Raw genomic sequence first — 22,219 nt, forward strand, 5'->3', positions numbered from 1 at the left:
GCCGGTCGTCGCAGGTCGTCGCTAGCGGGGGGCGGCAGACGAGGGCTCTTCCGATTCCCCATTCCCCGTTCCCGATTCCCGGTCGTACAGCAAATCCCACACCCCATGCCCCAGATTCTGGCCGCGGGTCTCGAAGTGGGTCTGCGGGCGCCAGTCCGGGCGCGGCACGTGGCCGCGCGGGCCGGCGCGGTTGACCAGGCCGGGGGTGGCGTCGAGTACGTCCCACATCTGTTCGGCGTAGTCGGCCCAGTCGGTGGCGCAGTGCAGGCGGCCGCCGGTGCGCAGCTTGCGCACCAGCAGCGCGGCGAAGGCCGGCTGCAGCAGGCGCCGCTTGTTGTGGCGCTTCTTGTGCCAGGGGTCGGGGAAGTAGATGCGCACTTCGTCCAGGCTGCCGTCGGCGATCTCGTGCTGCAGCACCTCCACCGCATCGTGGTGGTACAGGCGCACGTGATCGGCGCCGTCCTCGGCCAGGGCGTTGAGCAGGCGGCCCACGCCGGGGGCATGCACCTCGATGCCGATGTAGTCGCGGCTGGGGTCGTGCTGCGCGGCATGGCGCAGCGCGGCGCCGTTGCCGAAGCCGATCTCCAGCACCTTGGGCGCGGTGCGGCCGAAAGTGGCGTCCAGATCGCGCGGCTGGCCGCCGTAGTCCAGGCCGAAGCGCGGCCACAGCGCGTCGAACGCGCGCTGCTGCGCCGGCGTGAAGCGGCCCTGGCGCAGCACGAAGCTGCGCACCTGGCGATGGCCTTCCTCGACGGTGAAGGGTTTCGGCGGGGTCTTGGCGCCGGCACTGGAGAACGGATCGGTCATACCTGCGGCCTCACCCGATCAGTCCGTCGACCGGCGAGGAGGCGCTGGCGTAGCGCTTGCGCGGGATGCGCCCGGCCAGGAACGCCTCGCGGCCGGCCTCCACCGCCTTGCGCATGGCGCTGGCCATCAGCACGGGGTTGCGCGCGCCGGCGATGGCGGTATTCATCAGCACGCCGTCGCAGCCCAGCTCCATCGCGATCGCCGCGTCCGAGGCGGTGCCGACGCCGGCGTCGACGATGATCGGCACCTTGGCGTTGTCGATGATCTCCAGCAGGTTGTAGCGGTTCTGGATGCCCAGGCCGGAGCCGATCGGCGCGGCCAGCGGCATCACCGCCACGCAGCCGATCTCTTCCAGGCGCTTGGCCAGGATCGGGTCGTCGCTGGTATAGACCATCACCTTGAAGCCGTCGGCGACCAGGATTTCCGCGGCCTTGAGGGTCTGCACCACGTCCGGGAACAGGGTGCGCTGGTCGCCCAGCACTTCCAGCTTGGTCAGGTTGTGGCCGTCGAGCAGTTCGCGCGCCAGCCGGCAGGTGCGCACCGCGTCCTCGGCGGTGTAGCAGCCGGCGGTGTTGGGCAGGATGGTGTACTGCTCCGGCGGCAGCACGTCGAGCAGGTTGGGCTCGCCCGGGTTCTGGCCGATGTTGCTGCGGCGGATCGCCACGGTGACGATCTGCGCGGCGGCGGCCTCGGTGGCCAGGCGGGTCTGTTCGAGATCGGCGAACTTGCCGGTGCCGGTGAGCAGGCGCGAACGGTAGGGTTTGCCGGCGATCACCAGCGCATCGTGGGGGGCGGGAGCGTTCATCGGCGGATTATCGCCCATCGCACCGGCCCTGCCGAGCCCGCGCACGGCGGTGAGATTCAGCCGCCGCCCAGCGCGTGCACGATCTCGACCCGGTCGCCGGCGTGCAGTTCGTGCTCGGCATGCGCGCCGCGCGGCACGATCTCGCCGTTGACCTCGACCGCCACGCGCCGCTGGCCCAGCCCTTCGGCCTGCAGCAGCGCGGCCACGGTGGTGGCCGGCGCCAGCGTGCATTGTCTGCCGTTCAATTCGATGTTCATGCCATCATTGTGCAATGCGCGCCGTGGGCGTGCGAGTCGCAATCTTGCGGCAGTGCAACGTGAGCGTGTCCGGCAGAGGTGGAATGATGTCGGCCATGCGGCTACGTATGGTGCGGCCGCTCCCCCCGTTTCGCTGCATTTCTCGTGTTCCATTTCTGCCCGGGAGGGCTTCCATGACTTCGTCCATCCGTCCGCTCCGTTCGCTGCTCGCCGCCGCGATCGTGCTCGCCGCCGCGCCTGCGTTCGCGCAGTCCACCTACAGCCGCACCGTGTTCTTCGGCGACAGCCTGACCGACGCGGGCTACTACCGTCCGCTGCTGCCGGCCTCGGTGCGTGCGGTGACCGGCCAGTTCACCACCAACCCCGACTTCGTCTGGGCGCAGTACGTGGCCGAGTACTACGGCACCAACGCCGCCGCCAACGGCAACGGCCAGATCGGCGACGACTACGCCGCCGGCAATGCCCGTGTCGGCGTGGCCAACCCGAGCGCGCTGGGCGTGGCGCCGTCGCTGGCCACCCAGGCCAGCAACTACCTGGCCGCCAACGGCGGCAAGGCCGACCCGAACGCGCTGTATTCGGTGTGGGGCGGTGCCAACGACCTGTTCGCCATCGCCGGCGGTGCGCCGGCGCAGGCCACCATCGGCAATGCCGTGACCGCCGAAGTGGGCATCGTCGCCAGCCTGCAGAACGCCGGTGCGCGCTATGTCATGGTCAACAACCTGCCGGACGTCGGCATCACCCCGCGCTTCCGCGCCGGCGGCGCCGCGGCGATGGCGCAGGGCACCGCGCTCGCCACCGCCTACAACACCGCGCTGTTCTCCGGCCTCAAGAGCGCTGGCCTGCGGGTGATCCCGGTCGATACCTTCCACCTGCTGCAGGAAGTGGTGGCCAACCCGGGCGCCTACGGCTTCACCAACGTCACCGGCACCGCCTGCCAGCCGCAGATCACCGCGCAGTCGCTGACCTGCAACCCGACCAGCTACGTCAGCGCCGATGCCGCCGACACCTACGTGTTCGCCGACGGCGTGCACCCGACCGGCCGCACCCACGAACTGCTGGCGCAGTACGCGCTGTCGATCCTGGAAGGCCCGCGCACCCAGCAGATCCTGACGCACTCGGCGCAGATGGTCGGCCGCTCGCGCGCCGACCAGGTCGCCTGGCACGTCGACGGCCGCCCGGAAGCGGATGGCGTGCGCTGGTGGGGCAACCTGCGCGGCGACATGCAGCGCTACCAGCATGGCGACCTGTACGACGGCATGGCCCCGGCCGGTCTGTTCGGCGTGGACTGGTCGCGTGGCGAGTGGGTGTTCGGCGGCTTCGGCGGCTTCGGTCGCACCGATGCCGACTTCGGCAACCGCGGCGGCGACTACACCCAGGACGACAGCACCCTCGGCGGCTTCGCCGGCTGGTACGGCGAGCATGCCTGGGTCAACGCCCAGGTCAGCTACACCTGGCTGAGCTACGACGTCACCCGCAAGGTCAACCTCGGCCCGGCCACCATCGAGCACAAGGGCTCGCCGGACGGCAGCAACCTGACCGCGGCGCTGCAGGGCGGCTACGAGTTCGGCGAAGGCAGCTTCAAGCACGGCCCGGTGGCCGCGGCGATCTGGCAGAAGGTCAAGCTCGACGGCTACACCGAGAGCAACCCGAACTCCAGCGCGCTGGGCTACAGCGACCGCGACGTCGAGTCGATGGTCGGCCGCATCGGCTGGAAGGCCAGCATCGATGCCGGCACGGTGAAGCCGTACCTGCAGGCCACCTACGACCACGAGTTCAAGAAGAACCAGGAAGCCACCGCGTACCTGCAGACCATGTCCGACCTGGGCGAGTACGCGGTGCCGGGCATCAACTTCGACCGCAACTACGCGTCGGTGGTGCTGGGCGCGCGGACCAAGCTGTGGGGCTTCGAGAGCAACGTCGGCCTCGCCACCACCACCGGCCAGTCGCGCGCGCACGACACCTCGCTGTTCGTGAACTTCGGCGGCAGCTTCTAAGCACTGCCCGACGTTGCCTGCCTTGCCCGGCTGTGTGCCGGGCAGGGTGGGGCAGATGGGGTGACGTAAACCAACGGCATTGGATGCCAGTTGTGGGAGGGGCTTCAGCCCCGACGCCTCTGATCTCGAGCCGTCGGGACTGAAGCCCTTCTGCATTTCCAGGGCACGCTGCTGGGAGCGCCGGGATCGCCCGCGCGCTGCAGCCGCATTGCGCCGATTTCTTGCGCAACCCCCGGCCCAGCGCATAGACTGCACCGGCAACGCGGGCGTAGCTCAATGGTAGAGCTGTAGCTTCCCAAGCTACTGACGTGGGTTCGATTCCCATCGCCCGCTCCACGTTCCAACTTAGTCTGCAAGTTATTGACTGGGTTGAAGATTCAGGCCGATTGATGATTCCGAGCGATGCCCTCCGAGGTATCAATCGAGGTATCAATCTTGCCCAAGCCTCTGATCATTTCGCGCTCGGCTGGCCTGTATGCGCGCTTCTTTGTTCCCGCTGATCTGAAGCCCATGGTCGGCGCGCGCTACGTCTTTTCGACCAAGGCGAGTATCTTGGAACTATCCAAGTTACTGGATTGATTTTCTATAGGTCGGGCTTGGCGGACTATCGTGTGGGTTGAGAAGTGGAGCGCGCTTTGAGGGGCATGAAAGACGTATCGCTTTGGTGCGTCTTGACCACATTCGGAAATCGGTTGTCTCCGGCAAGACAAGAGTGAACTTCATTTTGCAAATTTCAAGCGAGAATATGAATCTGGCCTCGATAGACGAGATTTTCGTCGGTCGGGGGTTTTCAAGTATCCAGGGCGAGATGTCTCTGGCGAACGCAGTTTTTGGGTCTGATAGCTATCAAAGGTTCATCAAAAATCAGTCCTTTCCAGAATTCTTTGTTGCCGCTAAGGAGCGTGAGAGTGAGCTTGGCGTCAGACTCGCGGAGTGGAATGCCACCTCTCGAGAAGAGGTTAGTAAGGCCATTGAGCTTATCTTGGATGATCCTATTCTCGATTTCTTGCGAAAGCGTGATTTGTTCGTGCGGTTCTTTCCTGAGCAACTCGGGCAGATGCTCTCTGCGCATCTGTCGGCATATCAAGAAAGCGTCGAGCAGGAGGTTGAAAATCTCTGCATCGTCACGCGTGGAGCGGCCATCGATTTGAAGGGAGGCGAAGCGATTGTTGCGCGGAAGCAAATATTCAATGAGGTGGCGAGAGACGCCTTTGCGAAAATTGGGCTATCTGTTGCCGGCGAGAAGGATGGGCTGCTTCACTTTTCTGGGGTAGGAAACGACGGTGCCAAGTTTTCGGCGCAGATGGAGCCTTCATCCCTCACTAGAATATACTTGACGTATATGTGGCCGACCATTCGATACTGGCCTTTGATGTATTTTAGCTTGGTCGTTAAGAAGAGAGTGAAGGGCGAGAAGAAAGCGGCGATCATGATGCCGCCCGGCGTCCAGTCATTGACAGCGCTGCGCTTGGGCAAATACGAAGACAGTCACTCGCTAGAAATTGCTGTGCGCGCCTTGGCGCTCTGGATCGAACTGGGATTTTTCGGTGGCCCAGCCAAAAAGAACTGTTGAAATGATCAGAACTTTGAGCTTTTCCGGGTGTCTGGTTGCGCTATGCTCAGAGCAGGCCTTCGCAGTCACATGCACGACAGTGCCTCCCAAGGCCGGAAACAAGCGCATTGGACTGCACTAGGCGCGAAGGCCGAGCGTGTGATGGGTTTCGTTGAGGCGATAGAGGGTGAAGTCATTTTCTTCGGTCACGATTTCATTCACGCAGCACGGCTCCTGCTTGATGCGCCAATAGCGCCTCAGCGGAAGTCCTAGGCATTGCAGCAGAAGCACCCGATTGATGCTGTCGTGGCCGACGAGGACCACGGTCTGGCCGCTGTGATGGTGCAGGATGTGCTGTAACACCCGCATGGCGCGAACCAGGACATCCGCCAGCGTTTCGCCCCCCGGAATCACCGCTAGGTCCGGCATCGCAAACCAGGTCCGTGCGATGTTGGGCCAGCGCGCAGCCACCTCTTCGTGCGTCAGTCCCTGCCACTGGCCGTAATGGATGTCGGACAGGTCGTCCAGGATCGTGGTCGGCACGCCGGTCGCTTGCGCGATCGCTGCACCGGTCCGTACGCACCGCGACAGCGGACTGGTGTAGATCGCGTCCGGTGTCCAGCTTTGCGCGACGCGCGTCGCAAGCGCCGTGGCCTGCAGTTCGCCGAGCTTCGATAGCGGCAGTTCCGCACGCCCGCGGAACCGCTCGGGTGCGATCCAGTCGACATGCCCATGGCGGGCGAGGATCAGGGTGGTCATGGCGCCTTTCTCGCATTGTCTTGTCGAACCAACGCTGAGCGGTCTCGAGCCAGCGCGATCACCAGCAGCTCGGCAGCCGTTGGCGACCTGTCAAACCCGCTTCATCGACCAGCGCTAGCCTGGCCGACGCCTGAGCGTTCGCTCGTTGCCGGTGTTGCTTCTCGTGGTCGATCACAGTCGTCGTCGTTTTCTCACCCGCACGTCCATGGCCCTCGGGGCTGGCGCGACCATGCCGCTGTTGCCGGGCGTCATCCGCAGTGCGCTGGCGGTGCCGCCGGCGCGGGTCACCGGCACGCTGCAGGACGTGCAGCATGTGGTGATCCTGATGCAGGAGAACCGCTCCTTCGATCATTACTTCGGCTGCTTGCGCGGGGTGCGCGGCTATGGCGATCCGCGGCCGCTGCGGCTGCCCAGCGGCAAGCCGGTCTGGTACCAGCCCGAGCGCAAGGGCAGCGATCGTTACGTGCTGCCGTTCCGGCTCAACAGCCAGACCAGCAGCGCGCAGTGGATGAAGGATCTCAACCACGACTGGAAAGGCTCGCACGAGACCTGGAAGCACCACGATGCCTGGATCGCGCAGAAGAGCGCGATGAGCATGGGCCACTTCCAGCGCGAGGACCTGCCGTTCTACTACGCGCTGGCCGACGCCTTCACCCTTTGCGACGGCTACCACGCCTCGCTGTTCGGTCCGACCAATCCCAATCGCATGTACATGTTCACCGGCACCAGCGGCCTGAGCGTCGGCAACGACGGCGAGCAGGCGGTGAACAACCGCGACGACGGCAACTGGACCGCGGACATGGCGCGCGACAATCCGCGCTTTCCCGGCTACACCTGGAGCACCTACTCCGAGCGCCTGCAGCAGGCCGGCATCAGTTGGCAGGTCTATCAGGAGTTCGACAACTACGGCGACAACAGCCATCCGTACTTCGCCAACTTTCGCAAGCTGGACCGCGCGTCGCCGTTGTACCGCCGCGGCCGCGCCATCGTGCCTGGCTCCACCGCCGACAACGCCAAGGCCTCGCGCGGCGAACACCTGGTGGCCGCGTTCGAGCGCGACGTGCGTGCCGGTACGCTGCCGCAGGTGTCGTGGATCGTCGCGCCGTACCTGCTCAGCGAGCATCCTGAGGCCACCCCGGCCTATGGCGAATCCTTGAGCGCGCGGCTGCTGGAGGTGCTGGCCGCTTCGCCGGAGGTCTGGTCGAAGACCGTGTTCCTGATCAACTACGACGAGAACGACGGTTTCTTCGACCACGTGCCGCCGGCGCTGCCGGCGATCCGGCCGGAGCTGGGCGCCAGCAACGTGGACCTGCATGGCGAGGACTATCACGGCGTGCCGGTCGGGCTGGGGCCGCGGGTGCCGATGCTGGTGGTGTCGCCGTGGAGCCGCGGCGGCTGGGTGAACTCGCAGGTGTTCGACCACACCTCGGTGCTGCGCTTCCTGGAGCAGCGTTTCGGCGTGATGGAGCCGAACATCAATCCCTGGCGCCGCGCGGTTGCCGGCGATCTGACCTCCACGCTGGACTTCGTCGGCCACGATTCGGCGCCGGTGGCCTTGCCGGACACCCGCGATTACATCGCCCGCATCGATGCCACCGCGACGCTGCCGCCGCCACAGCGCCCTGCCCAGCAGGCGCTGCCGGTGCAGGAGCCCGGGCAGCGCCCGGCACGCGCGCTGCCCTACGATTTCGATGTGCGGCTGCAGGTGCAGGCGGACGCGCGCGTGTTGCGCATGCGCAACCGCGGCACGGCCGGCGTTGCGCTCAATGCCTATGCCGACGAGGGTGTGGCCGGGCCCTGGTTCTACACGCTGGCCGCCGGCAGCGAGCTGCAGGATGCGCGCCCCTGGCGCGGCGCTGCCGCCGATGCCGGCTACGCGCTGCGCGTGCATGGCCCCAATGGGTTCCTGCGCGAGTTCCATGGCGACGGGATCGGCGATGCCGGTCTGCAGGCCGAGGCCGACTACGATGCCGCCGCGCAATGCTTGCTGCTGACGCTGGTCAATGCGGGTGAGCAGCCCTGCGCGCTGCGCGTGCGCGACGGGTATCGCGGCGATGGTGGCGAGCAGGCGATCACGCTCGCTGCCGGTGATCGCACCGTCCTGCGTCTGCCGTTGCAGGCGCAGCACCACTGGTATGACCTCACCATCGACAGCGCGACTCTGCCGCAGTGGCGGCGGCGCCTGGCCGGACACATCGAGACCGGTCGGCCGAGCATGAGCGATCCGGCGATCGGCCGCGCGGTCGACGCGTAGTGGCTGCACTGGCGCTCCGATGCGTGGCCAGTTTCTGGCTGAGCACGGATGTTGCTGGAGCAGGACCTATAGGTAATGTCGCCGCTGCAGGAGCCGCTGTGATCCGGGTTCGCCAAGCGAGGCCATCGATGCTTTGACCTTGCTGCAGTCGGGACTGAAGTCCCTCTCACAAGGAGGATGGGTTTCGACGTCGCCGCCAGCAGGTGCGCATGAGACCTCGCGATGCGCCGGCGCTGGCGGCAGATTCAGTCGCGATCCTTTCGAGCGCATGCGATTCTGAAACGACGGCCAATGCTGCATGGCCATCCCCGTGCCCTGCAAGTTCGCCTCGCTCCCAAAACGCAAACGCCGCCGCTGCAAGAGCAGCGGCGGCGCGTGATGCCTTCCCTGGCAGTGTCGCGTCGGCTCAGAACTTGCCGCTGAAGGTGACGAAGAACTGGCGCGGCGCACCGGCCATCAGCGTCTGGTTGTAGCCGTTGGGGTCGGAGACGACGTAGCCGTTGGTGCCGACGGTGGCGAAGTAGCGCTTGTCGAACAGGTTGGTGACGTTCGCGCTCAGGCCCAGGTTCTGGAACATGCCGACCTGGCCGAAGTCGTAGCCGGCGCTGAGGTCGAAGCGCCAGTAGCTGGGCACCGACGAGTCGTTGAGGTAGCTGATGTAGCGGCGGCCGGTGTACTTGCCGTCCAGCGATGCGTGCCAGCCGGCGTTTTCGTAGGCCAGGCTGCTGGAGAACATCCACTCGGGGATGCCGACCACGCGCTTGCCGGAGGTCGCCACCACGCCGCCATTGAGGTAGTCGTCCTGGTAGGTCGAGTCGTCATAGGACAGCGAGTTCAGCCAGCGCAGCTGTTCGATCGGACGCCAGATCACCGCCAGGTCGGCACCCTGGCTACGCACCGAACCGACGTTGTTGAGCGTGGCCGAGCAGGTCTGGATCGCGCTGCACGGCGAGGTCACCAGCAGGCGGTCGTCGAAGGTGGTGTGGTACAGGGCCAGCGACGCTTCCACGCCGGCGCCGCGCACGCGGTAACCCAGTTCGTAGGTCTGCGCGGTCTCCGGCTCCAGCGAGCCCTTGATCGCATTGAACGCGGCCTGCGATTCCTGGAACGGGGTGAAGCCGAAGCCGGCCATGTTCTTGTTGTAGGAGGCGTAGACCTCCTGGTGGTCGTCGATCTTGTAGTTGATGCCGACCTGCGGCAGCAGGTCCGAATCGGCCTTGATCTCGCCGGCGGCATTGGACGCGGACGGCACCTGCGACTGCGCGGTGGTGTCGACGATCAGCTTCTTGGCGCCGAAGTTCAGGGTCAGGCGCTCGTCCATCAGGCGCAGCGTGTCCTGCGCGTAGACCATGGTCGTGTCGGTATCGTAGTGCTGGGCGAAGCCGCGCGCGAACAGGGTGCCGTTCTTGTTGAAGTAGTACAGATCGGTGAACGGGCCGTCGAGCAGGAAGTAGTTGCGCTCCTGCACGGTCTTGGCGTTCTGGTACCAGCCGCCGATCTCGATCTCGTTGCCTGCCACGGTGAAGTTCAGCGAGCCGGTGACGCCATGGCGGTTGAGGCGGTAGTCGGTGGTGCGCATCGACAGCGGCACGCTGGGCGAGGACGCGACGTACGGCGTGGTCCACTGGCCTTCGCCGTTGTTGTCGTGGTAGTAGCCGGTCAGGTTCAGCGTGGCGCTGCCGCCGAGGTTGAACGTGCCGCTGAGCGCGGCCAAGTTGTCGCGGCGCAGGCCGGCGCCGGAGTAGTAGGACGCGTCGGCCTTGTCGTAGTCGGCCGGCAGGCCGTTGAGGCTGGCCGGGTAGCTGCCCTTGCCGTTGAGCGCGTTGGCGATCTGCACCGCGCTGTTCCAGTCCGGCATCAGGTAGTCCCAATCCCAGCCGAGGACCCGCTGCGAGGTCAGCGACAGGTCCATGATGTCGTATTCCTTGCGGTGCGAGCTGTCCAGGTACAGGCTGACCCGGTTGCCATCGCCCCACTGGTACAGCGCCTTGGCGTTGGCCTGGTTGTACTCGTTGTTGCCGTAGCCCTTCCACTTGTCCATTTCGCCGTGCACCAGCGAGGTGTACAGCGAGAAGCCGTGGATGTCGCCGGTATCGCCGCGCAGGTAGGTGCGGCGGGTGCTGTCGGAGCCGAGGGTCTGGCTGAAGCGGAAGCCGGCGTCGGCATCCGGATCGGCCGAGTAGTAGCGCACGGTGCCGCCGAGGTTGCTGCTCGACGGCGTGCCCAGGCCGCCGGCGCCCTGCGCCAGCTCCACCGAGGCCACGTTCTCGGAAATGATCGCGCGGGTCACCTGCAGGCCATCGGTGACGCCGTAGCTCATGTTGCCCAGCGGCACGCCGTCCAGGGTGAAGCCGAGGCGGCTCTGGTCGAACCCGTGCAGGCTGATCGCGGTGGACCATTCGTAGGCGCCGAACGGGTCGGCCGACTGGAACTGCACGCCGGGCAGCTTGTCCAGGACCTTCAGCGCGCTGGTGCCGGGGGCGGCGATTCCGATGTCCTCACGGGTGATGCGCTGCACCTGGCGGGTGGTGCCGCTGGACACGACGGTGATCGCGTCGAGCATGGTGGCATCGTTGCCGCTCGCACTGGCCGCCGCATCGGCGGTTGCGGTGGCGGCGGCCGGCGCGGTCTCGGCCAGCGCGGCGAAGGCCGGCAGGGCGGACACGATGGCGAGCACCAGCGCGTGCGGGCGCAAGGATCTGGAAGTGGGGGTCATCGAAAGTCACCAATCAAGAGGGGGAGACGTTCCGGTCCTGCCGCGCGGGGCGCGGGCAGCCGGCACCGGGCCGGTACGCGGCCCGCCCGCCACGATGCAACGGTTTTGTGAACGTTTCGGGGCGGTCCGATGTCGGCTGTGGGACAGCACGCGGAACGTTGGTGATGGCGATCACCGCCGATCCCGGCCTTGCCGCGCGGGCGGCGGCGACGCGCGGCATCGCGGCGCCGGTGGCGCGACGTATGATGCCGGGCCAGCCACCGCCGCCGCCTTCGATGAAGCTCGCCATCCTGTCCCGCAATACCAAGCTGTACTCGACCCGGCGCCTGGTCGAGGCCGGCCGCGAACGCGGGCACACGGTGCGCGTGCTCGACCCGCTGCGCTGCTACATGCGCATCGCCGCCGGCGCTTTCACCATGCATTACAAGGGCAAGCCGATCACCGGCTACGACGCAGTGATCCCGCGCATCGGCAATTCGGTGACCCGCTACGGCACCGCGGTGCTGCGGCAACTGGAGATGATGGGCGTCTGCACGCCCAACCCGTCCGACGCGATCCTGCGCGCCCGCGACAAGCTGCGCGCGCACCAACTGCTGGCGGCCAAGGGCATCGACATGCCGATGACCGTGTTCGGCGACAACCCGGACGACACCGGCGATCTGCTGTCCATGCTCGGCCCGCCGCCGCATGTGGTGAAGTTGAACGAGGGCACCCAGGGCACCGGGGTGATCCTGACCGAGAAGGCCAGCGCCTCGCGCGGCGTGGTCGAGGCGCTGCGCGGGCTGTATGCCAATTTCCTGGTGCAGGAGTTCATCGGCGAGGCCGAGGGCGCCGACCTGCGCTGCTTCGTGGTCGGCAACCAGGTGGTGGCGGCGATGCGCCGCACCGCGCCGGAGGGCGACTTCCGCTCCAACCTGCATCTGGGCGGCACCGCCGAGAAGACCGCGGCCAGCCGTGGCGAGCAGGAGGTCGCAGTACGCTCGGCCAAGGCGCTGGGCCTGGGTGTGGCCGGCGTCGATCTGATTCGCTCCAAGCGCGGGCCGCTGGTGCTGGAGGTCAACTCCACGCCGGGCCTGGAAGGTATCGAGACGGTCTGCGGGCTGGATATCGCCGGCAAGGTCATCGAGCACCTCGAAGCTTGCCTGAAACGAAAGAAATCAGGGGCTTAGTCGCATTACTGGCCATTCGTTCTGGCTTAACACCGGTTTAATTCCGCCCTGCGTAAGCTTCTCCGGACCGCAGCTCTGCCCTCCTCAGCAGGAACGGTAATCGGGATAGAAAAACTTTCGGCCCAGGCAGCCCCGCTGCCTGGGTCTTTTTCTTGGGCGATTTGTTGGCGATCGCAGACCCGGCCGACGCCGGGGTCGCGCTTGCGGGCATGTTTGCGCGGCAGCTACATTGCGACGCAATGGGGGAACTGCGGAATGCAGGAAGCCCTGATCGGTCGTGGCGCCAAGGTGAGGCGCCCATGAACGTGAAGAAAGTGTTCGCGCGGCAACTCAGTACAATTCGGCAGCGATCTGAGTCGGGTGAACGTGTTCAAGAAGGAGGCGAGCCTGGCTTGGCGCAGGCGTTGCCGAAGAACGAATGGCAGGCCGCGCCGTTTGCGAGCGCCGTAGCTCGCGAGCGGATCGGCTGGAGTGAGAACTGATAGCGGCGACGCGCTGTCCAAGGCAGCGAATCGTCAGGTGGATCGCGAGGGCGAAAGTTCGCCTGGGCATCCATCGGAACGCATTGCAAATACCATGGCGGCGTGCCGCCGTGGACGACGAGGAGGCGCGGCATCCGCGGCGCACTCTACTGATACGTAGTACGACTGACGGGGTACATGTTGGTGCGAATTCTAGTGATCGAAGACAACAGCGACATCGCTGCCAATCTCGGCGACTACCTCGAGGATCGCGGTCATACCGTCGATTTCGCCGCCGATGGCGTCACCGGTCTGCACCTGGCGGTGGTGCACGAGTTCGATGCGATCGTGCTCGATCTCAATCTGCCCGGCATGGACGGCATCGAGGTCTGCCGCAAGCTGCGCAACGAAGCGCGCAAGCAGACGCCGGTGCTGATGCTCACGGCGCGCGATTCGCTGGACAACAAGCTCGCCGGCTTCGATTCCGGCGCCGACGACTACCTGATCAAGCCGTTCGCGCTGCAGGAAGTGGAAGTGCGGCTCAACGCACTGTCGCGCCGCGGCAAGGGCGTGCACACCCGGGTGCTGGAGACCGGCGATCTGGAATACAACCTGGACACGCTGGAAGTGCGTCGCCAGGGCAAGCTGCTGCAGCTCAATCCCACCGCGCTGAAGATCCTGCAGGCGCTGATGGAAGCCGCGCCGGCGGTGGTGACCCGGCAGGAACTGGAAACCCGCGTCTGGGGCGAGGAACTGCCCGATTCCGATTCCCTGCGCGTGCATATCCATGGCCTGCGCGCGGTGGTGGACAAGCCGTTCGACGTGCCGATGATCCAGACCCGCCACGGCATCGGCTACCGCATCGCCGCACCCGATGCCTGAAGCGCCTGCGTTGCCGCGTGTGGTGCGGCGGCGCGGACGCTACCGCCGCCGCCTCCGCAGCCGCATCATCCTCTCGTTCGTGCTGTTGGGCTTCGGCCTGACCGCACTGTTCGCGTTCGCCACCAACTGGGCGCGGGCACGCGTGGAGAACCAGCTGGTCGAGGATGTGATGAACAGGAACCTGGAAGCGTCCTGGCGCAGCTACGTGGCCAGCGGTGGGCGCAACCTGGCGATTCCGGTCCAGCAGATGAAGGGCTTCGTCTATCGCCCCGACAAGCTTGATGGCCTGCGTCGCGATTTCCCGGAGTGGGAGCGTCTGAGCGACGGCATCCACATGATGTCGGGCACCGACGCGGACGGCAAACCGTTCGCCTACAAGGTCGGCGTGCGCAAGACCCCGGACGCCTGGTTCTTCATGGCCTACGACCTGACCCAGACCATGCAGGGCGAGGTGCAGCTCAAGCGCACCCTGATCCTGTCGGTGCTGGTGTTCAGCGCGTTGTCGCTGGTGATCGGTTGGTGGTCGGCGTCGCGGGTGATGCGGCCGGTGTCGGACCTGGCCGCACGCCTGCGCGCCTATCGCGGCAGCAGCGATCCCAAGCCGCTGGCGCCGCACTTTCCCGACGACGAGGTCGGCCAGCTGGCCGAGGCGCTGGACGACTATTCGGCGCGCCTGACCGAGGTGGTGCAGCGCGACCGCGAGTTCAATGCCGACGTCAGCCATGAACTGCGCACGCCGCTGGCAGTGATCCGCGGCGCCACCGAGCTGCTGCTGACCCGGCCCAATCTCGACGAGAAAGTGCTGCAGCGCCTGCAGCGCATCCAGCGCGCCGAACAGCAGTGCAGCGACTTGATCGGGTCGCTGCTGCTGCTGTCGCGCAACGAGCGCGGGCAGGGACACAGCAACGTCGCCAAGGTGGCCGAGCAGTTGATCGAGTCGCATCGCGCGCAACTGGGCGGCAAGCCGCTGCAGTTGCTGCTGGAAGGAGAGCGCAACCTCACCATCGATGCACCGGAAGCGGCGCTGTCGGTGGCGCTGGGCAATCTGATCGGCAATGCCGTCAAGTACACCCAGGAAGGGCAGGTGGTGGTGCGGGTGCTGAGCGACGCGGTGCAGGTGATCGATTCCGGCCCGGGTCTGAGCGAGGAGGACGCGGCCAAGCTGTTCCAGCGCGGCTACCGCGGCACCCACGCGGGCCATTCGCAGGGCGGCGGCATCGGTCTGTCCATCGTCAGTCGCCTCTGCGATCTCTATGGCTGGCAGGTCAACGTGCGTCCGGGCGCCACCAAGGGCGTGGTGGCAACACTGTGGTTCAAGCCTGCCTGAGGCTGGCGACGGCGCTTCGTCCATCGCGTAGGAGTGGCTTCAGCCGCGACCGGGCGTTCCCCCGGTGAAGATGATCGCGGCTGATCCCAGCGGGAACAAGGGCGCCTAACTACAAAGACGTTGACGCCTTGGCCGCAGCCAGCGCACGGTACTGCTCGTCCAGCTTCTCCACCGCTTCCTGCAGTGCCGCCGCGGCGCCGTCGTTGACCACCACATCGTCGGCGATGGCCAGGCGCTCTGCGCGGGTGGCCTGGGCCGCCAGCATGCGCTGCGCCAGATCGGCGGTGATGCCGTCGCGTTGCATCAGGCGGGCGTGTTGCAGCGCCTCGGGGGCGTCGATCACCAGGATCCGGTCGAGCCAGGGATAGCGCGCGCGCGCACCGACCTCGGTCAACAACGGGATGGCGGCGATCGCGTAGGGTCCGGCGGCCGCGCGGCACTGTTCCTGCAGCAACCGGCGAATAGCCGGGTGGGTGATCGCTTCCAGGTCGCGGCGTGCCGTTGCGTCCTCGAAGATCCGCTGGCGCAGGGCTGCGCGGTCGAGTTGCCCATCGTCCTGCAGGATCTGCGGCCCGAACCGCGCCACGATCTGTGCCAGGGCGGGGTGGCCGGGCGCGACCACCGCACGCGCGGCGAGGTCGGCATCGGCGACGACGATGCCCTTGGCCTCGAAGCGGCGGCTCAGTTCGCTCTTGCCGGAGGCCACGCCTCCGGTCAGGCCGACGACGAAATCAGTCAAGCCTTGGGCTCCGTCAGCGCAGTCCCGACCAGCGCATGTAGGTCTCCACGATCTCCGTGCCCCAGAAGAAGGTGATCCAGCCGGCGATCGCCAGATAGGGGCCGAACGGGATCGGCGTGGCGCGGTCGCGGCCCTTGGCCGCCAGCCACAGCGAACCCAGGATCGCACCGACCAGGGAGGAGATCAGGATGGTCGGCAGGATGCCCTTCAGGCCGCACCAGGCGCCGATCGCGGCCAGCAGCTTGAAATCGCCATGGCCCATGCCTTCCTTGCCGGTGATCTGCTTGAACAGCCACCACACCGACCACAGCGAGAAGTAGCCGACCGCAGCGCCAAGCAGGGCGGGCTTGGCCGGCATGTACAGGTTGTCCATGCTGCCGATCAGGCCGAGCCACATCAGCGGCAGGGTCAACTGGTCCGGCAGCAGGCGCGTGCGCAGGTCGATGCCGGACAATGCCACCAGGAAACAACTGAACACGATCGCGCCGAAGCCCTGCCAGCCGAAACCGAAGCGCCACACACTGGCGACCACCAGCAGGCTGGTGAGCAGTTCCACCAGCGGGTACTGCGGCGAGATCGGCGCATGGCAGTAGCGGCACTTGCCGCGCAGCGCCAGCCAGCTGAACAGCGGGATGTTTTCGAACCAGGCCAGCTTGTGCTTGCAGTGCGGGCAGTGCGACGGCTCCACCACGATGCCGGGCGGCGGCGGATCGTAGATGTCCGGCAGCTCCAGGATCTCGCGCGAATCGCGCTTCCACTGCCATTCCATGCGCCTGGGCATGCGCAGGATGACCACGTTGAGGAAGCTGCCCACCAGCAGGCCGAGCCCGGCCGCGGCCGGGAAGCCGAGGCCGGGGTGTTGATCGAGAAATGCCATTAATGCTTATCCAACGACGGAGGCCAGCTTGAAGATCGGCAGGTACATGCCGATGACCATGCCGCCGACGATGGTGCCGATGAACACCATGATCAGCGGTTCCAGCAAGCTGCTTAATGCATCGACCGCGTTGTTGACTTCCTGCTCGAAGTACTCGGCCACCTTGAACAGCATTGCATCCAGCGCGCCGGCCTCTTCGCCGATCGCGGTCATCTGGATGACCATGTGCGGAAACAGATTGGTCTGCTTCATCGCCACATTGACCGGGTAACCGACCGCAACGTCGTCGCGCATGCGCAACACCGATTTTTCATAGACGCTGTTGCCGGTGGCACCGGCGACGATGTCCAGCGCCTCCACCAGCGGCACGCCGGCGCGGAAGGTCACGGCCAGCGTTCGGGAAAAACGGGCCACCGAGCTGTTGTGCATGATCTGACCGATGATCGGCACCTTGAGCACCAGTCGGTCCATCCCATGCTGCATCGCAGGCGAACGTTTGTAGGCGAAGATGAAGCCGCCGATGGTGCCGATCAACAAGAGCAACAGCATCCACCAGTAAGCCACCATGAAGCGAGATGCAGCAACGATCATCTGGGTGAAGGCCGGTAGCTCCGCACCGAAGCCCTTGAACACATCCTCAAACTGTGGAACGACCCAGACCAGTAGGATCGAAGTGACGATCAGGGCAACCGCCATCACCATGGCGGGGTAAAACAAGGCCTTCTTGATCTTGCCCTTCAGTGCTTCGATATTCTCTTTATAGGTGGCAACCGTCTCCAGCACCGTCTCGAGTACGCCGGCGCCTTCGCCGGCCTTGACCAGATTGCGGTACAACTCGTCGAACTGCACCGGATGCTTGCTGATCGCCTCGTACAGGGATGAGCCGCCCTCGATATCGGTGCGTATCTGGTCCACCATCTTCTTCATGCGCGGGTTCTTGTGCCCGCTGGCGATGATCTCAAGCGAACCAACAATCGGCACGCCCGACTTCATCATCGTTGCCATCTGTCGGCTGAAGAAGGCGATGTCCTTGGGGCTAATCTTCTTGCCAGCGGCACCAAACAACGGTTTGGGCTTGGGCTTGACCACCGAAGGGGTAATGCCCTGACGGCGCAGCTCTGCACGCAATAGGTTGGCATTCTTGGCGACTTGCTCGCCCTTCATCTTGACGCCGCGCTTGTCCGTGCCTTCCCAGACGAAGGGCACCTGTTGGCTGGTATTGCGCGCGACTGGCTCTTTCTTGACTGCGCTGCGAGTTGCGGACATCAGGTCGTCTCCCCCGTCCGGCCATCCCCGGGCGGACATGGGGGCATGGTATCGGTTTCCGTGGCGCCTGGCATCTGGGAGCGCTACCGCGGCACACGTCTGCTGAGATCGGTGTGACGCAGTGCGTCACTTTATGTCGCTCATGGGCAGTTGGTCCATTCGGTCGCAGATTCCTGATTTGCTTGCGCCGCGCCATTGGCGCTAGTGCATCATACGCCGTAGGGGCAGCGTCCAGGCATGTTTGAGAAGTTGGCACGCAGTCTGCTTCGCTTACCCCGCTCGTGGCGCTTCGCCGCGGCGCTCGGGGAGTAGGATCCGCGGGCGAGTGCCTACCACCACCTAACATTCCATCTCTAGGGGTTCACAATGAAGAAGCAGCAGGGCTTTACCCTGATCGAACTGATGATCGTGGTTGCGATCATCGCCATCCTGGCTGCCATCGCGCTGCCGATGTATCAGGACTATGTTGCCAAGTCGCAAGTCACCGCTGCGCTGGCAGAAATCACTCCCGGAAAGACGCAGGCCGAAGTTCTCCTGAACGAAGGAACGGACTTCAATGCCGCCACTGCTATTGGCCTCAATACTTCTACTCGCTGCCCGACTTTGGCTGTTACGGGCACTGCTGCCAGTAGGGCCTCCACCATCACCTGCACCATCGCCGGTAACTCGCAGGTCAAGGGTAAGACCATTACCTTGACGCGTACCGCCGCTACCGGTGTTTGGGCTTGTTCCACCACCGCCGTGGCTAAGTACAAGCCGAATGGTTGCACCTAAGTTTAAGCCGTTTATGCTAACGGAGTGAGTTCACACAACAATGCCCCGTAAGGGGCATTGTTGTGTCTGGTGTTATGGGATTAGTGTCATGAGTCTTAATTCTCGAATCTGCGATCTCAATAAGATCATGGAATTTAGGCGAGCATTATGAGTGCAATAGTTTCAGCCAATCTTGTCGGCATCACCGGCATCGCCCGCCGCCTCGTGCAGGACGGGGTGCTGGACGAAGCCGCGGCGCGGACCGCGATGGCCCAGGCGGGCGAGGCCAAGGTGCCACTGCCGCAGTGGTTCTCCGAGAAGAAGCTGGTCACCGCCGCGCAGCTGGCCGCCGCCAATGCGGTGGAGTTCGGCATGCCGTTGATGGATGTCTCGGTCTTCGATGCCAGCCAGAACGCGATGAAGCTGGTCAGCGAGGAGTTGCTGCAGAAGTACCAGGTGCTGCCGCTGTTCAAGCGCGGCGGCCGCCTGTTCGTCGGCATCAGCAACCCGACCCAGACCCGGGCGCTGGACGACATCAAGTTCCACACCAATCTGACGGTGGAGCCGATCCTGGTCGACGAGGACCAGATCCGCCGGACCCTGGAGCAGTGGCAGGCCAGCAACGATTCCCTCGGCAGCGCGCTGGGCGACGACGAGGGCATGGACAACCTCGATGTCGGCGGCGGCGACGAGGACATGGGCGGCGGTGGCGACACCGGCATCGATGCCAAGGGGGAGGACACCCCGGTCGTCAAGTTCGTGAACAAGGTGCTGGTCGATGCGATCCGTCGCGGCGCGTCCGACATCCACTTCGAGCCCTACGAGGACGACTACCGGGTGCGCCTGCGCATCGACGGCCTGCTCAAGAGCGTGGCCAAGGCGCCGGTCAAGCTCAACCAGCGCATCGCCGCGCGCCTGAAGGTGATGGCGCAGCTGGACATCGCCGAGAAGCGGGTCCCGCAGGACGGCCGCATCAAGCTCAATCTGTCCAAGAACAAGCAGATCGATTTCCGCGTCAGCACCCTGCCGACGCTGTTCGGCGAGAAGATCGTGTTGCGTATCCTCGACGGCAGCGCGGCCAAGCTGGGTATCGACAAGCTCGGCTACGAGCCCGAGCAGCAGAAGCTGTTCCTGGACGCGATCCACAAGCCGTACGGCATGGTCCTGGTCACTGGCCCCACCGGCTCGGGCAAGACGGTGTCGCTGTACACCGCGCTGGGCATCCTCAACGACGATACCCGCAATATCTCCACCGCCGAGGATCCGGTCGAAATCCGCCTGCCCGGGGTCAACCAGGTGCAGCAGAACAACAAGCGCGGCATGACCTTCGCCGCCGCGCTGCGTTCGTTCCTGCGCCAGGATCCGGACATCATCATGGTCGGCGAAATCCGCGACCTGGAGACCGCCGAGATCGCGATCAAGGCCGCGCAGACCGGCCACATGGTGCTGTCCACCCTGCACACCAACGACGCGCCGCAGACCATTGCACGCCTGATGAACATGGGCATCGCACCCTACAACATCACCAGCTCGGTGACCCTGGTCATCGCCCAGCGCCTGGCGCGGCGCCTGTGCAACAACTGCAAGCGCCCGGTCCAGTTGCCGGAAAAGGCCTTGCTGGCCGAAGGCTTCACCGAGGCGGAGATCGCCGCCGGCGTCCAGCTGTACGAGGCGGTCGGCTGCGACGAGTGCACCGAGGGCTACAAGGGCCGCACCGGCATCTATCAGGTGATGCCGATGAACGACGAGATCGCGGCGATCGTGCTGCAGGGCGGCAACGCCATGGACATCGCCAGCGCCGCGCAGAAGATCGGCGTCAAGGACCTGCGCCAGTCGGCCTTGCTCAAGGCCCGCAACGGCATCACCAGCCTGGCCGAGATCAATCGGGTGACGAAGGATTGAAGAGCCGGGAATGGGGAATCGGGAGTGGGGAATCGGAAAAGCGGCTTTTCCGTCCCTGTTGATCTACCGGTAGTCCAAGCATTGTTCCCGGGCTTCTCGACGCTTGGCGCGGGCGGACAATGCCGGCTGCGCCCAACCGCATTACCCCGCTCAATTGGGCGAAGGGCTAAGAGCAGCCGGGAGATCGGCTTTTCCCATTCCCCAATCCCGATTCCCCATTCCCGGCTTCACTACTCCATCCCCAGCTTCTTCAGCTTGTAGCGCAACGCGCGAAAGGTGATGCCCAACTGCGCGGCGGTGCGGGTCTTGTTCCAGCGGTTCTCTTCCAGCGCTTTCTGGATCGCGGCGCGTTCGAGTTGCTCGATGTAGGACGGCAGGGCGGAGGAGCTGGGGTCGATGTCGACCACGCCGCGCGGCAGGGCCGGGGCGGCTTCGGCGGCGCTGCGGGCGTGGTTGCCGGGTTGCGGCAGGCGCAGGTCGGTGGCGCTGATCTGGTCGTCCTCGGCCATTGCCAGAGCGCGCTCGAGGATGTTTTCCAGTTCGCGCACGTTGCCGGGGAAGGCGTAGCTGCTCAGTGCGTCCAGGGCGGAGGGCGACAGCAGCGGGGTGGGGCGGCCGTGGCTCTTGGCCAGCCGTGCCAGGATCGCTGCGGCCAGTTGCGGCAGGTCGCCGCCGCGCTCGCGCAGCGGCGGCACGCGCAGTTCGATCACGTTGATGCGGTAGTACAGGTCGTGGCGGAAGCGGCCCTCGGCGACCAGGTCGGCCAGGTCCTTGTGCGTAGCCGAGAGGATGCGCACGTCCACCGGCACCTCGGTGGCGGCGCCGACCGGGCGGACCGATTTTTCCTGGATCGCGCGCAGCAGCTTGACCTGCATCGGCAGCGGCAGTTCGGCGACCTCGTCGAGGAACAGGGTGCCGCCGTGCGCGGCCTGGAACAGGCCGGCCTGGTCGGCGTGGGCGCCGGTGAAGCTGCCCTTCTTGTGGCCGAAGAACTCGCTTTCCATCAGTTCGGCCGGGATCGCGCCGCAGTTCACCGGGACGAAGGGGCCGGCGGAGCGGGCGCCCTGTTCGTGGATGGTGCGCGCGACCAGTTCCTTGCCCACGCCGGATTCGCCGAGGATGTAGACCGGCGCCTGGTTGCGCGCGACCTTGGCGATGGTGCTGCGCAGGGCGTCCATCGCCGCCGAGGCGCCGAGCAGGCGGCTGGCCTGTTCCGGGGCAGGCTGCGGCGGCGCGGCGCGGCTTTCGTTGTTGAGTTCCAGCGCATGCTTGACCAGGCCGCGCAGCACCTGGATGTCCACCGGCTTGCTGACGAAGTCGAAGGCGCCGGCCTTCAGCGCTTCCACCGCCAGGTCCATGCTGCCGAAGGCGGTGATCATCGCCACCGGCGTGCGCGGGTAGTGCTTGGCGATCTCGCTGACCAGCTCGATGCCGTTGCCGTCGGGCAGGCGCATGTCGGTGATGCACAGATCGTAGGGATTGCTCGCCAGCAGTTCGCGCGCTTCGGCGAGGTTGGCGGCGGTGCTGATGCGCAGCCCCATCCGGCCCAGGGTCAGGACCAGCAACTCGCGGATGTCGCGCTCGTCGTCGACGACCAGGGCGCTTCGGGTTTCGTTCATGTGCAGGGAAGATAGCGTAGGAACCGGGGCATGCGCCAATTTACCGGCGCCGGCCGCGCGCTGGCGGAGCGATTCTCACC

18 protein-coding genes and 1 tRNA gene are annotated in these 22,219 nt (G+C 65.6%); 10 read left to right on the top strand and 9 right to left on the bottom strand.

Annotation, left to right across the window (positions count from 1 at the left end; all coding sequences use genetic code 11):
* Positions 1-21 precede the first annotated feature (21 nt).
* From trmB to thiS, 3 genes are read right to left on the bottom strand one after another with little or no spacing between them, the layout of a single operon-like run.
* Positions 22-807: a tRNA (guanosine(46)-N7)-methyltransferase TrmB gene (gene trmB / locus CEK66_RS05325; protein WP_152236192.1), complete on the bottom strand. Its 786-nt coding sequence runs from the start codon at positions 805-807 to the stop codon at positions 22-24.
* Positions 808-817: 10 nt separating this feature from the next.
* Positions 818-1,612 carry a thiazole synthase gene (locus CEK66_RS05330; protein WP_152236193.1) on the bottom strand — a complete coding sequence of 265 codons (795 nt, stop codon included), beginning with the start codon at positions 1,610-1,612 and terminating at the stop codon, positions 818-820.
* Between the two features lie 56 nt (positions 1,613-1,668).
* Entirely contained in the window at positions 1,669-1,869 is a 201-nt protein-coding gene (gene thiS, locus CEK66_RS05335; RefSeq protein WP_017914741.1) for a sulfur carrier protein ThiS, read from the bottom strand.
* Positions 1,870-2,042: 173 nt separating this feature from the next.
* On the opposite strand from thiS, the gene CEK66_RS05340 reads away from it, so the two are divergent.
* From CEK66_RS05340 to CEK66_RS05350, 3 genes are all read left to right on the top strand, one after another.
* Entirely contained in the window at positions 2,043-3,863 is a 1,821-nt protein-coding gene (locus CEK66_RS05340; RefSeq protein ID WP_152236194.1) for an autotransporter domain-containing protein, read from the top strand.
* A 262-nt stretch (positions 3,864-4,125) separates the two neighbouring features.
* Positions 4,126-4,199, top strand: a tRNA-Gly gene (locus CEK66_RS05345).
* Between the two features lie 376 nt (positions 4,200-4,575).
* Positions 4,576-5,436 (top strand): hypothetical protein, encoded by an 861-nt coding sequence (locus CEK66_RS05350; RefSeq protein WP_152236195.1) that lies wholly within the window; start codon positions 4,576-4,578, stop codon positions 5,434-5,436.
* Positions 5,437-5,553: 117 nt separating this feature from the next.
* On the opposite strand, the gene CEK66_RS05355 is transcribed toward CEK66_RS05350, so the two are convergent.
* Complete coding sequence (locus CEK66_RS05355; protein ID WP_152236196.1) at positions 5,554-6,174, bottom strand: histidine phosphatase family protein; 621 nt, start codon at positions 6,172-6,174, stop codon at positions 5,554-5,556.
* 205 nt (positions 6,175-6,379) lie between these two features.
* Between CEK66_RS05355 and CEK66_RS05360 the strand changes: the two genes are divergently transcribed.
* Entirely contained in the window at positions 6,380-8,428 is a 2,049-nt protein-coding gene (locus tag CEK66_RS05360) for a phospholipase C, phosphocholine-specific (RefSeq protein ID WP_193312578.1), read from the top strand.
* A gap of 406 nt (positions 8,429-8,834) precedes the next feature.
* Here CEK66_RS05360 and CEK66_RS05365 read toward each other — a convergent pair whose 3' ends face one another.
* Positions 8,835-11,144 carry a TonB-dependent receptor gene (locus CEK66_RS05365; protein WP_026143299.1) on the bottom strand — a complete coding sequence of 770 codons (2,310 nt, stop codon included), beginning with the start codon at positions 11,142-11,144 and terminating at the stop codon, positions 8,835-8,837.
* Positions 11,145-11,419: 275 nt separating this feature from the next.
* Here CEK66_RS05365 and rimK point away from each other — a divergent pair, with 275 nt between their 5' ends.
* From rimK to CEK66_RS05385, 4 genes are all read left to right on the top strand, one after another.
* Entirely contained in the window at positions 11,420-12,313 is an 894-nt protein-coding gene (gene rimK, locus CEK66_RS05370; RefSeq protein ID WP_026143298.1) for a 30S ribosomal protein S6--L-glutamate ligase, read from the top strand.
* Positions 12,314-12,612: 299 nt separating this feature from the next.
* Entirely contained in the window at positions 12,613-12,795 is a 183-nt protein-coding gene (locus tag CEK66_RS05375) for a hypothetical protein (protein WP_152236198.1), read from the top strand.
* A 183-nt stretch (positions 12,796-12,978) separates the two neighbouring features.
* Positions 12,979-13,656, top strand: a complete 678-nt coding sequence (locus tag CEK66_RS05380) for a response regulator transcription factor (protein WP_010340533.1) — start codon at positions 12,979-12,981, stop codon at positions 13,654-13,656.
* Positions 13,649-14,983, top strand: a complete 1,335-nt coding sequence (locus CEK66_RS05385) for a HAMP domain-containing sensor histidine kinase (protein WP_152236199.1) — start codon at positions 13,649-13,651, stop codon at positions 14,981-14,983. Before CEK66_RS05380 ends, CEK66_RS05385 begins: the two co-directional genes overlap by 8 nt.
* A gap of 109 nt (positions 14,984-15,092) precedes the next feature.
* Here the strand turns inward: CEK66_RS05385 and coaE are convergent, their stop codons facing one another.
* Genes coaE through CEK66_RS05400 form a run of 3 tightly spaced genes read right to left on the bottom strand, consistent with a single transcriptional unit; the run spans position 15,093 to position 17,865 of the window.
* Positions 15,093-15,722, bottom strand: coding sequence for a dephospho-CoA kinase (coaE, locus tag CEK66_RS05390; protein WP_152236200.1), 630 nt, complete (start codon positions 15,720-15,722; stop codon positions 15,093-15,095).
* A 13-nt stretch (positions 15,723-15,735) separates the two neighbouring features.
* Positions 15,736-16,599 carry an A24 family peptidase gene (locus CEK66_RS05395; RefSeq protein WP_017910397.1) on the bottom strand — a complete coding sequence of 288 codons (864 nt, stop codon included), beginning with the start codon at positions 16,597-16,599 and terminating at the stop codon, positions 15,736-15,738.
* A 6-nt stretch (positions 16,600-16,605) separates the two neighbouring features.
* The gene (locus CEK66_RS05400) at positions 16,606-17,865 is read right to left on the bottom strand and encodes a type II secretion system F family protein (RefSeq protein WP_152236201.1); all 1,260 of its coding nucleotides are present in this window, start codon (positions 17,863-17,865) and stop codon (positions 16,606-16,608) included.
* Between the two features lie 366 nt (positions 17,866-18,231).
* Between CEK66_RS05400 and CEK66_RS05405 the strand changes: the two genes are divergently transcribed.
* Both CEK66_RS05405 and pilB read left to right on the top strand, forming a co-directional pair.
* Positions 18,232-18,639: a pilin gene (locus CEK66_RS05405; protein ID WP_152236202.1), complete on the top strand. Its 408-nt coding sequence runs from the start codon at positions 18,232-18,234 to the stop codon at positions 18,637-18,639.
* Positions 18,640-18,786: 147 nt separating this feature from the next.
* A complete protein-coding gene (gene pilB, locus CEK66_RS05410) occupies positions 18,787-20,520 on the top strand; it encodes a type IV-A pilus assembly ATPase PilB (RefSeq protein WP_152236203.1) in 1,734 nt (577 codons plus the stop codon).
* 230 nt (positions 20,521-20,750) lie between these two features.
* Here the strand turns inward: pilB and CEK66_RS05415 are convergent, their stop codons facing one another.
* Positions 20,751-22,139: a sigma-54 dependent transcriptional regulator gene (locus CEK66_RS05415; protein WP_043095008.1), complete on the bottom strand. Its 1,389-nt coding sequence runs from the start codon at positions 22,137-22,139 to the stop codon at positions 20,751-20,753.
* Positions 22,140-22,219 lie beyond the last annotated feature (80 nt).

This window comes from Xanthomonas sp. LMG 12460 (assembly GCF_009192895.1).
Lineage (GTDB): Bacteria > Pseudomonadota > Gammaproteobacteria > Xanthomonadales > Xanthomonadaceae > Xanthomonas_A > Xanthomonas_A sontii.

What these genes read in the sequence shown, in the direction of transcription:
- trmB (WP_152236192.1), bottom strand. Translation starts at nt 807, where the DNA reads ATGACCGATCCGTTCTCCAGTGCCGGCGCCAAGACCCCGCCGAAACCC.
- pilB (WP_152236203.1), top strand. Translation starts at nt 18,787, where the DNA reads ATGAGTGCAATAGTTTCAGCCAATCTTGTCGGCATCACCGGCATCGCC.
- CEK66_RS05330 (WP_152236193.1), bottom strand. Translation starts at nt 1,612, where the DNA reads ATGAACGCTCCCGCCCCCCACGATGCGCTGGTGATCGCCGGCAAACCC.
- CEK66_RS05360 (WP_193312578.1), top strand. Translation starts at nt 6,380, where the DNA reads ATGGCCCTCGGGGCTGGCGCGACCATGCCGCTGTTGCCGGGCGTCATC.
- rimK (WP_026143298.1), top strand. Translation starts at nt 11,420, where the DNA reads ATGAAGCTCGCCATCCTGTCCCGCAATACCAAGCTGTACTCGACCCGG.
- CEK66_RS05355 (WP_152236196.1), bottom strand. Translation starts at nt 6,174, where the DNA reads ATGACCACCCTGATCCTCGCCCGCCATGGGCATGTCGACTGGATCGCA.
- CEK66_RS05395 (WP_017910397.1), bottom strand. Translation starts at nt 16,599, where the DNA reads ATGGCATTTCTCGATCAACACCCCGGCCTCGGCTTCCCGGCCGCGGCC.
- thiS (WP_017914741.1), bottom strand. Translation starts at nt 1,869, where the DNA reads ATGAACATCGAATTGAACGGCAGACAATGCACGCTGGCGCCGGCCACC.
- CEK66_RS05365 (WP_026143299.1), bottom strand. Translation starts at nt 11,144, where the DNA reads ATGACCCCCACTTCCAGATCCTTGCGCCCGCACGCGCTGGTGCTCGCC.
- CEK66_RS05415 (WP_043095008.1), bottom strand. Translation starts at nt 22,139, where the DNA reads ATGAACGAAACCCGAAGCGCCCTGGTCGTCGACGACGAGCGCGACATC.
- CEK66_RS05340 (WP_152236194.1), top strand. Translation starts at nt 2,043, where the DNA reads ATGACTTCGTCCATCCGTCCGCTCCGTTCGCTGCTCGCCGCCGCGATC.
- CEK66_RS05405 (WP_152236202.1), top strand. Translation starts at nt 18,232, where the DNA reads ATGAAGAAGCAGCAGGGCTTTACCCTGATCGAACTGATGATCGTGGTT.
- CEK66_RS05385 (WP_152236199.1), top strand. Translation starts at nt 13,649, where the DNA reads ATGCCTGAAGCGCCTGCGTTGCCGCGTGTGGTGCGGCGGCGCGGACGC.
- CEK66_RS05375 (WP_152236198.1), top strand. Translation starts at nt 12,613, where the DNA reads ATGAACGTGAAGAAAGTGTTCGCGCGGCAACTCAGTACAATTCGGCAG.
- CEK66_RS05400 (WP_152236201.1), bottom strand. Translation starts at nt 17,865, where the DNA reads ATGTCCGCAACTCGCAGCGCAGTCAAGAAAGAGCCAGTCGCGCGCAAT.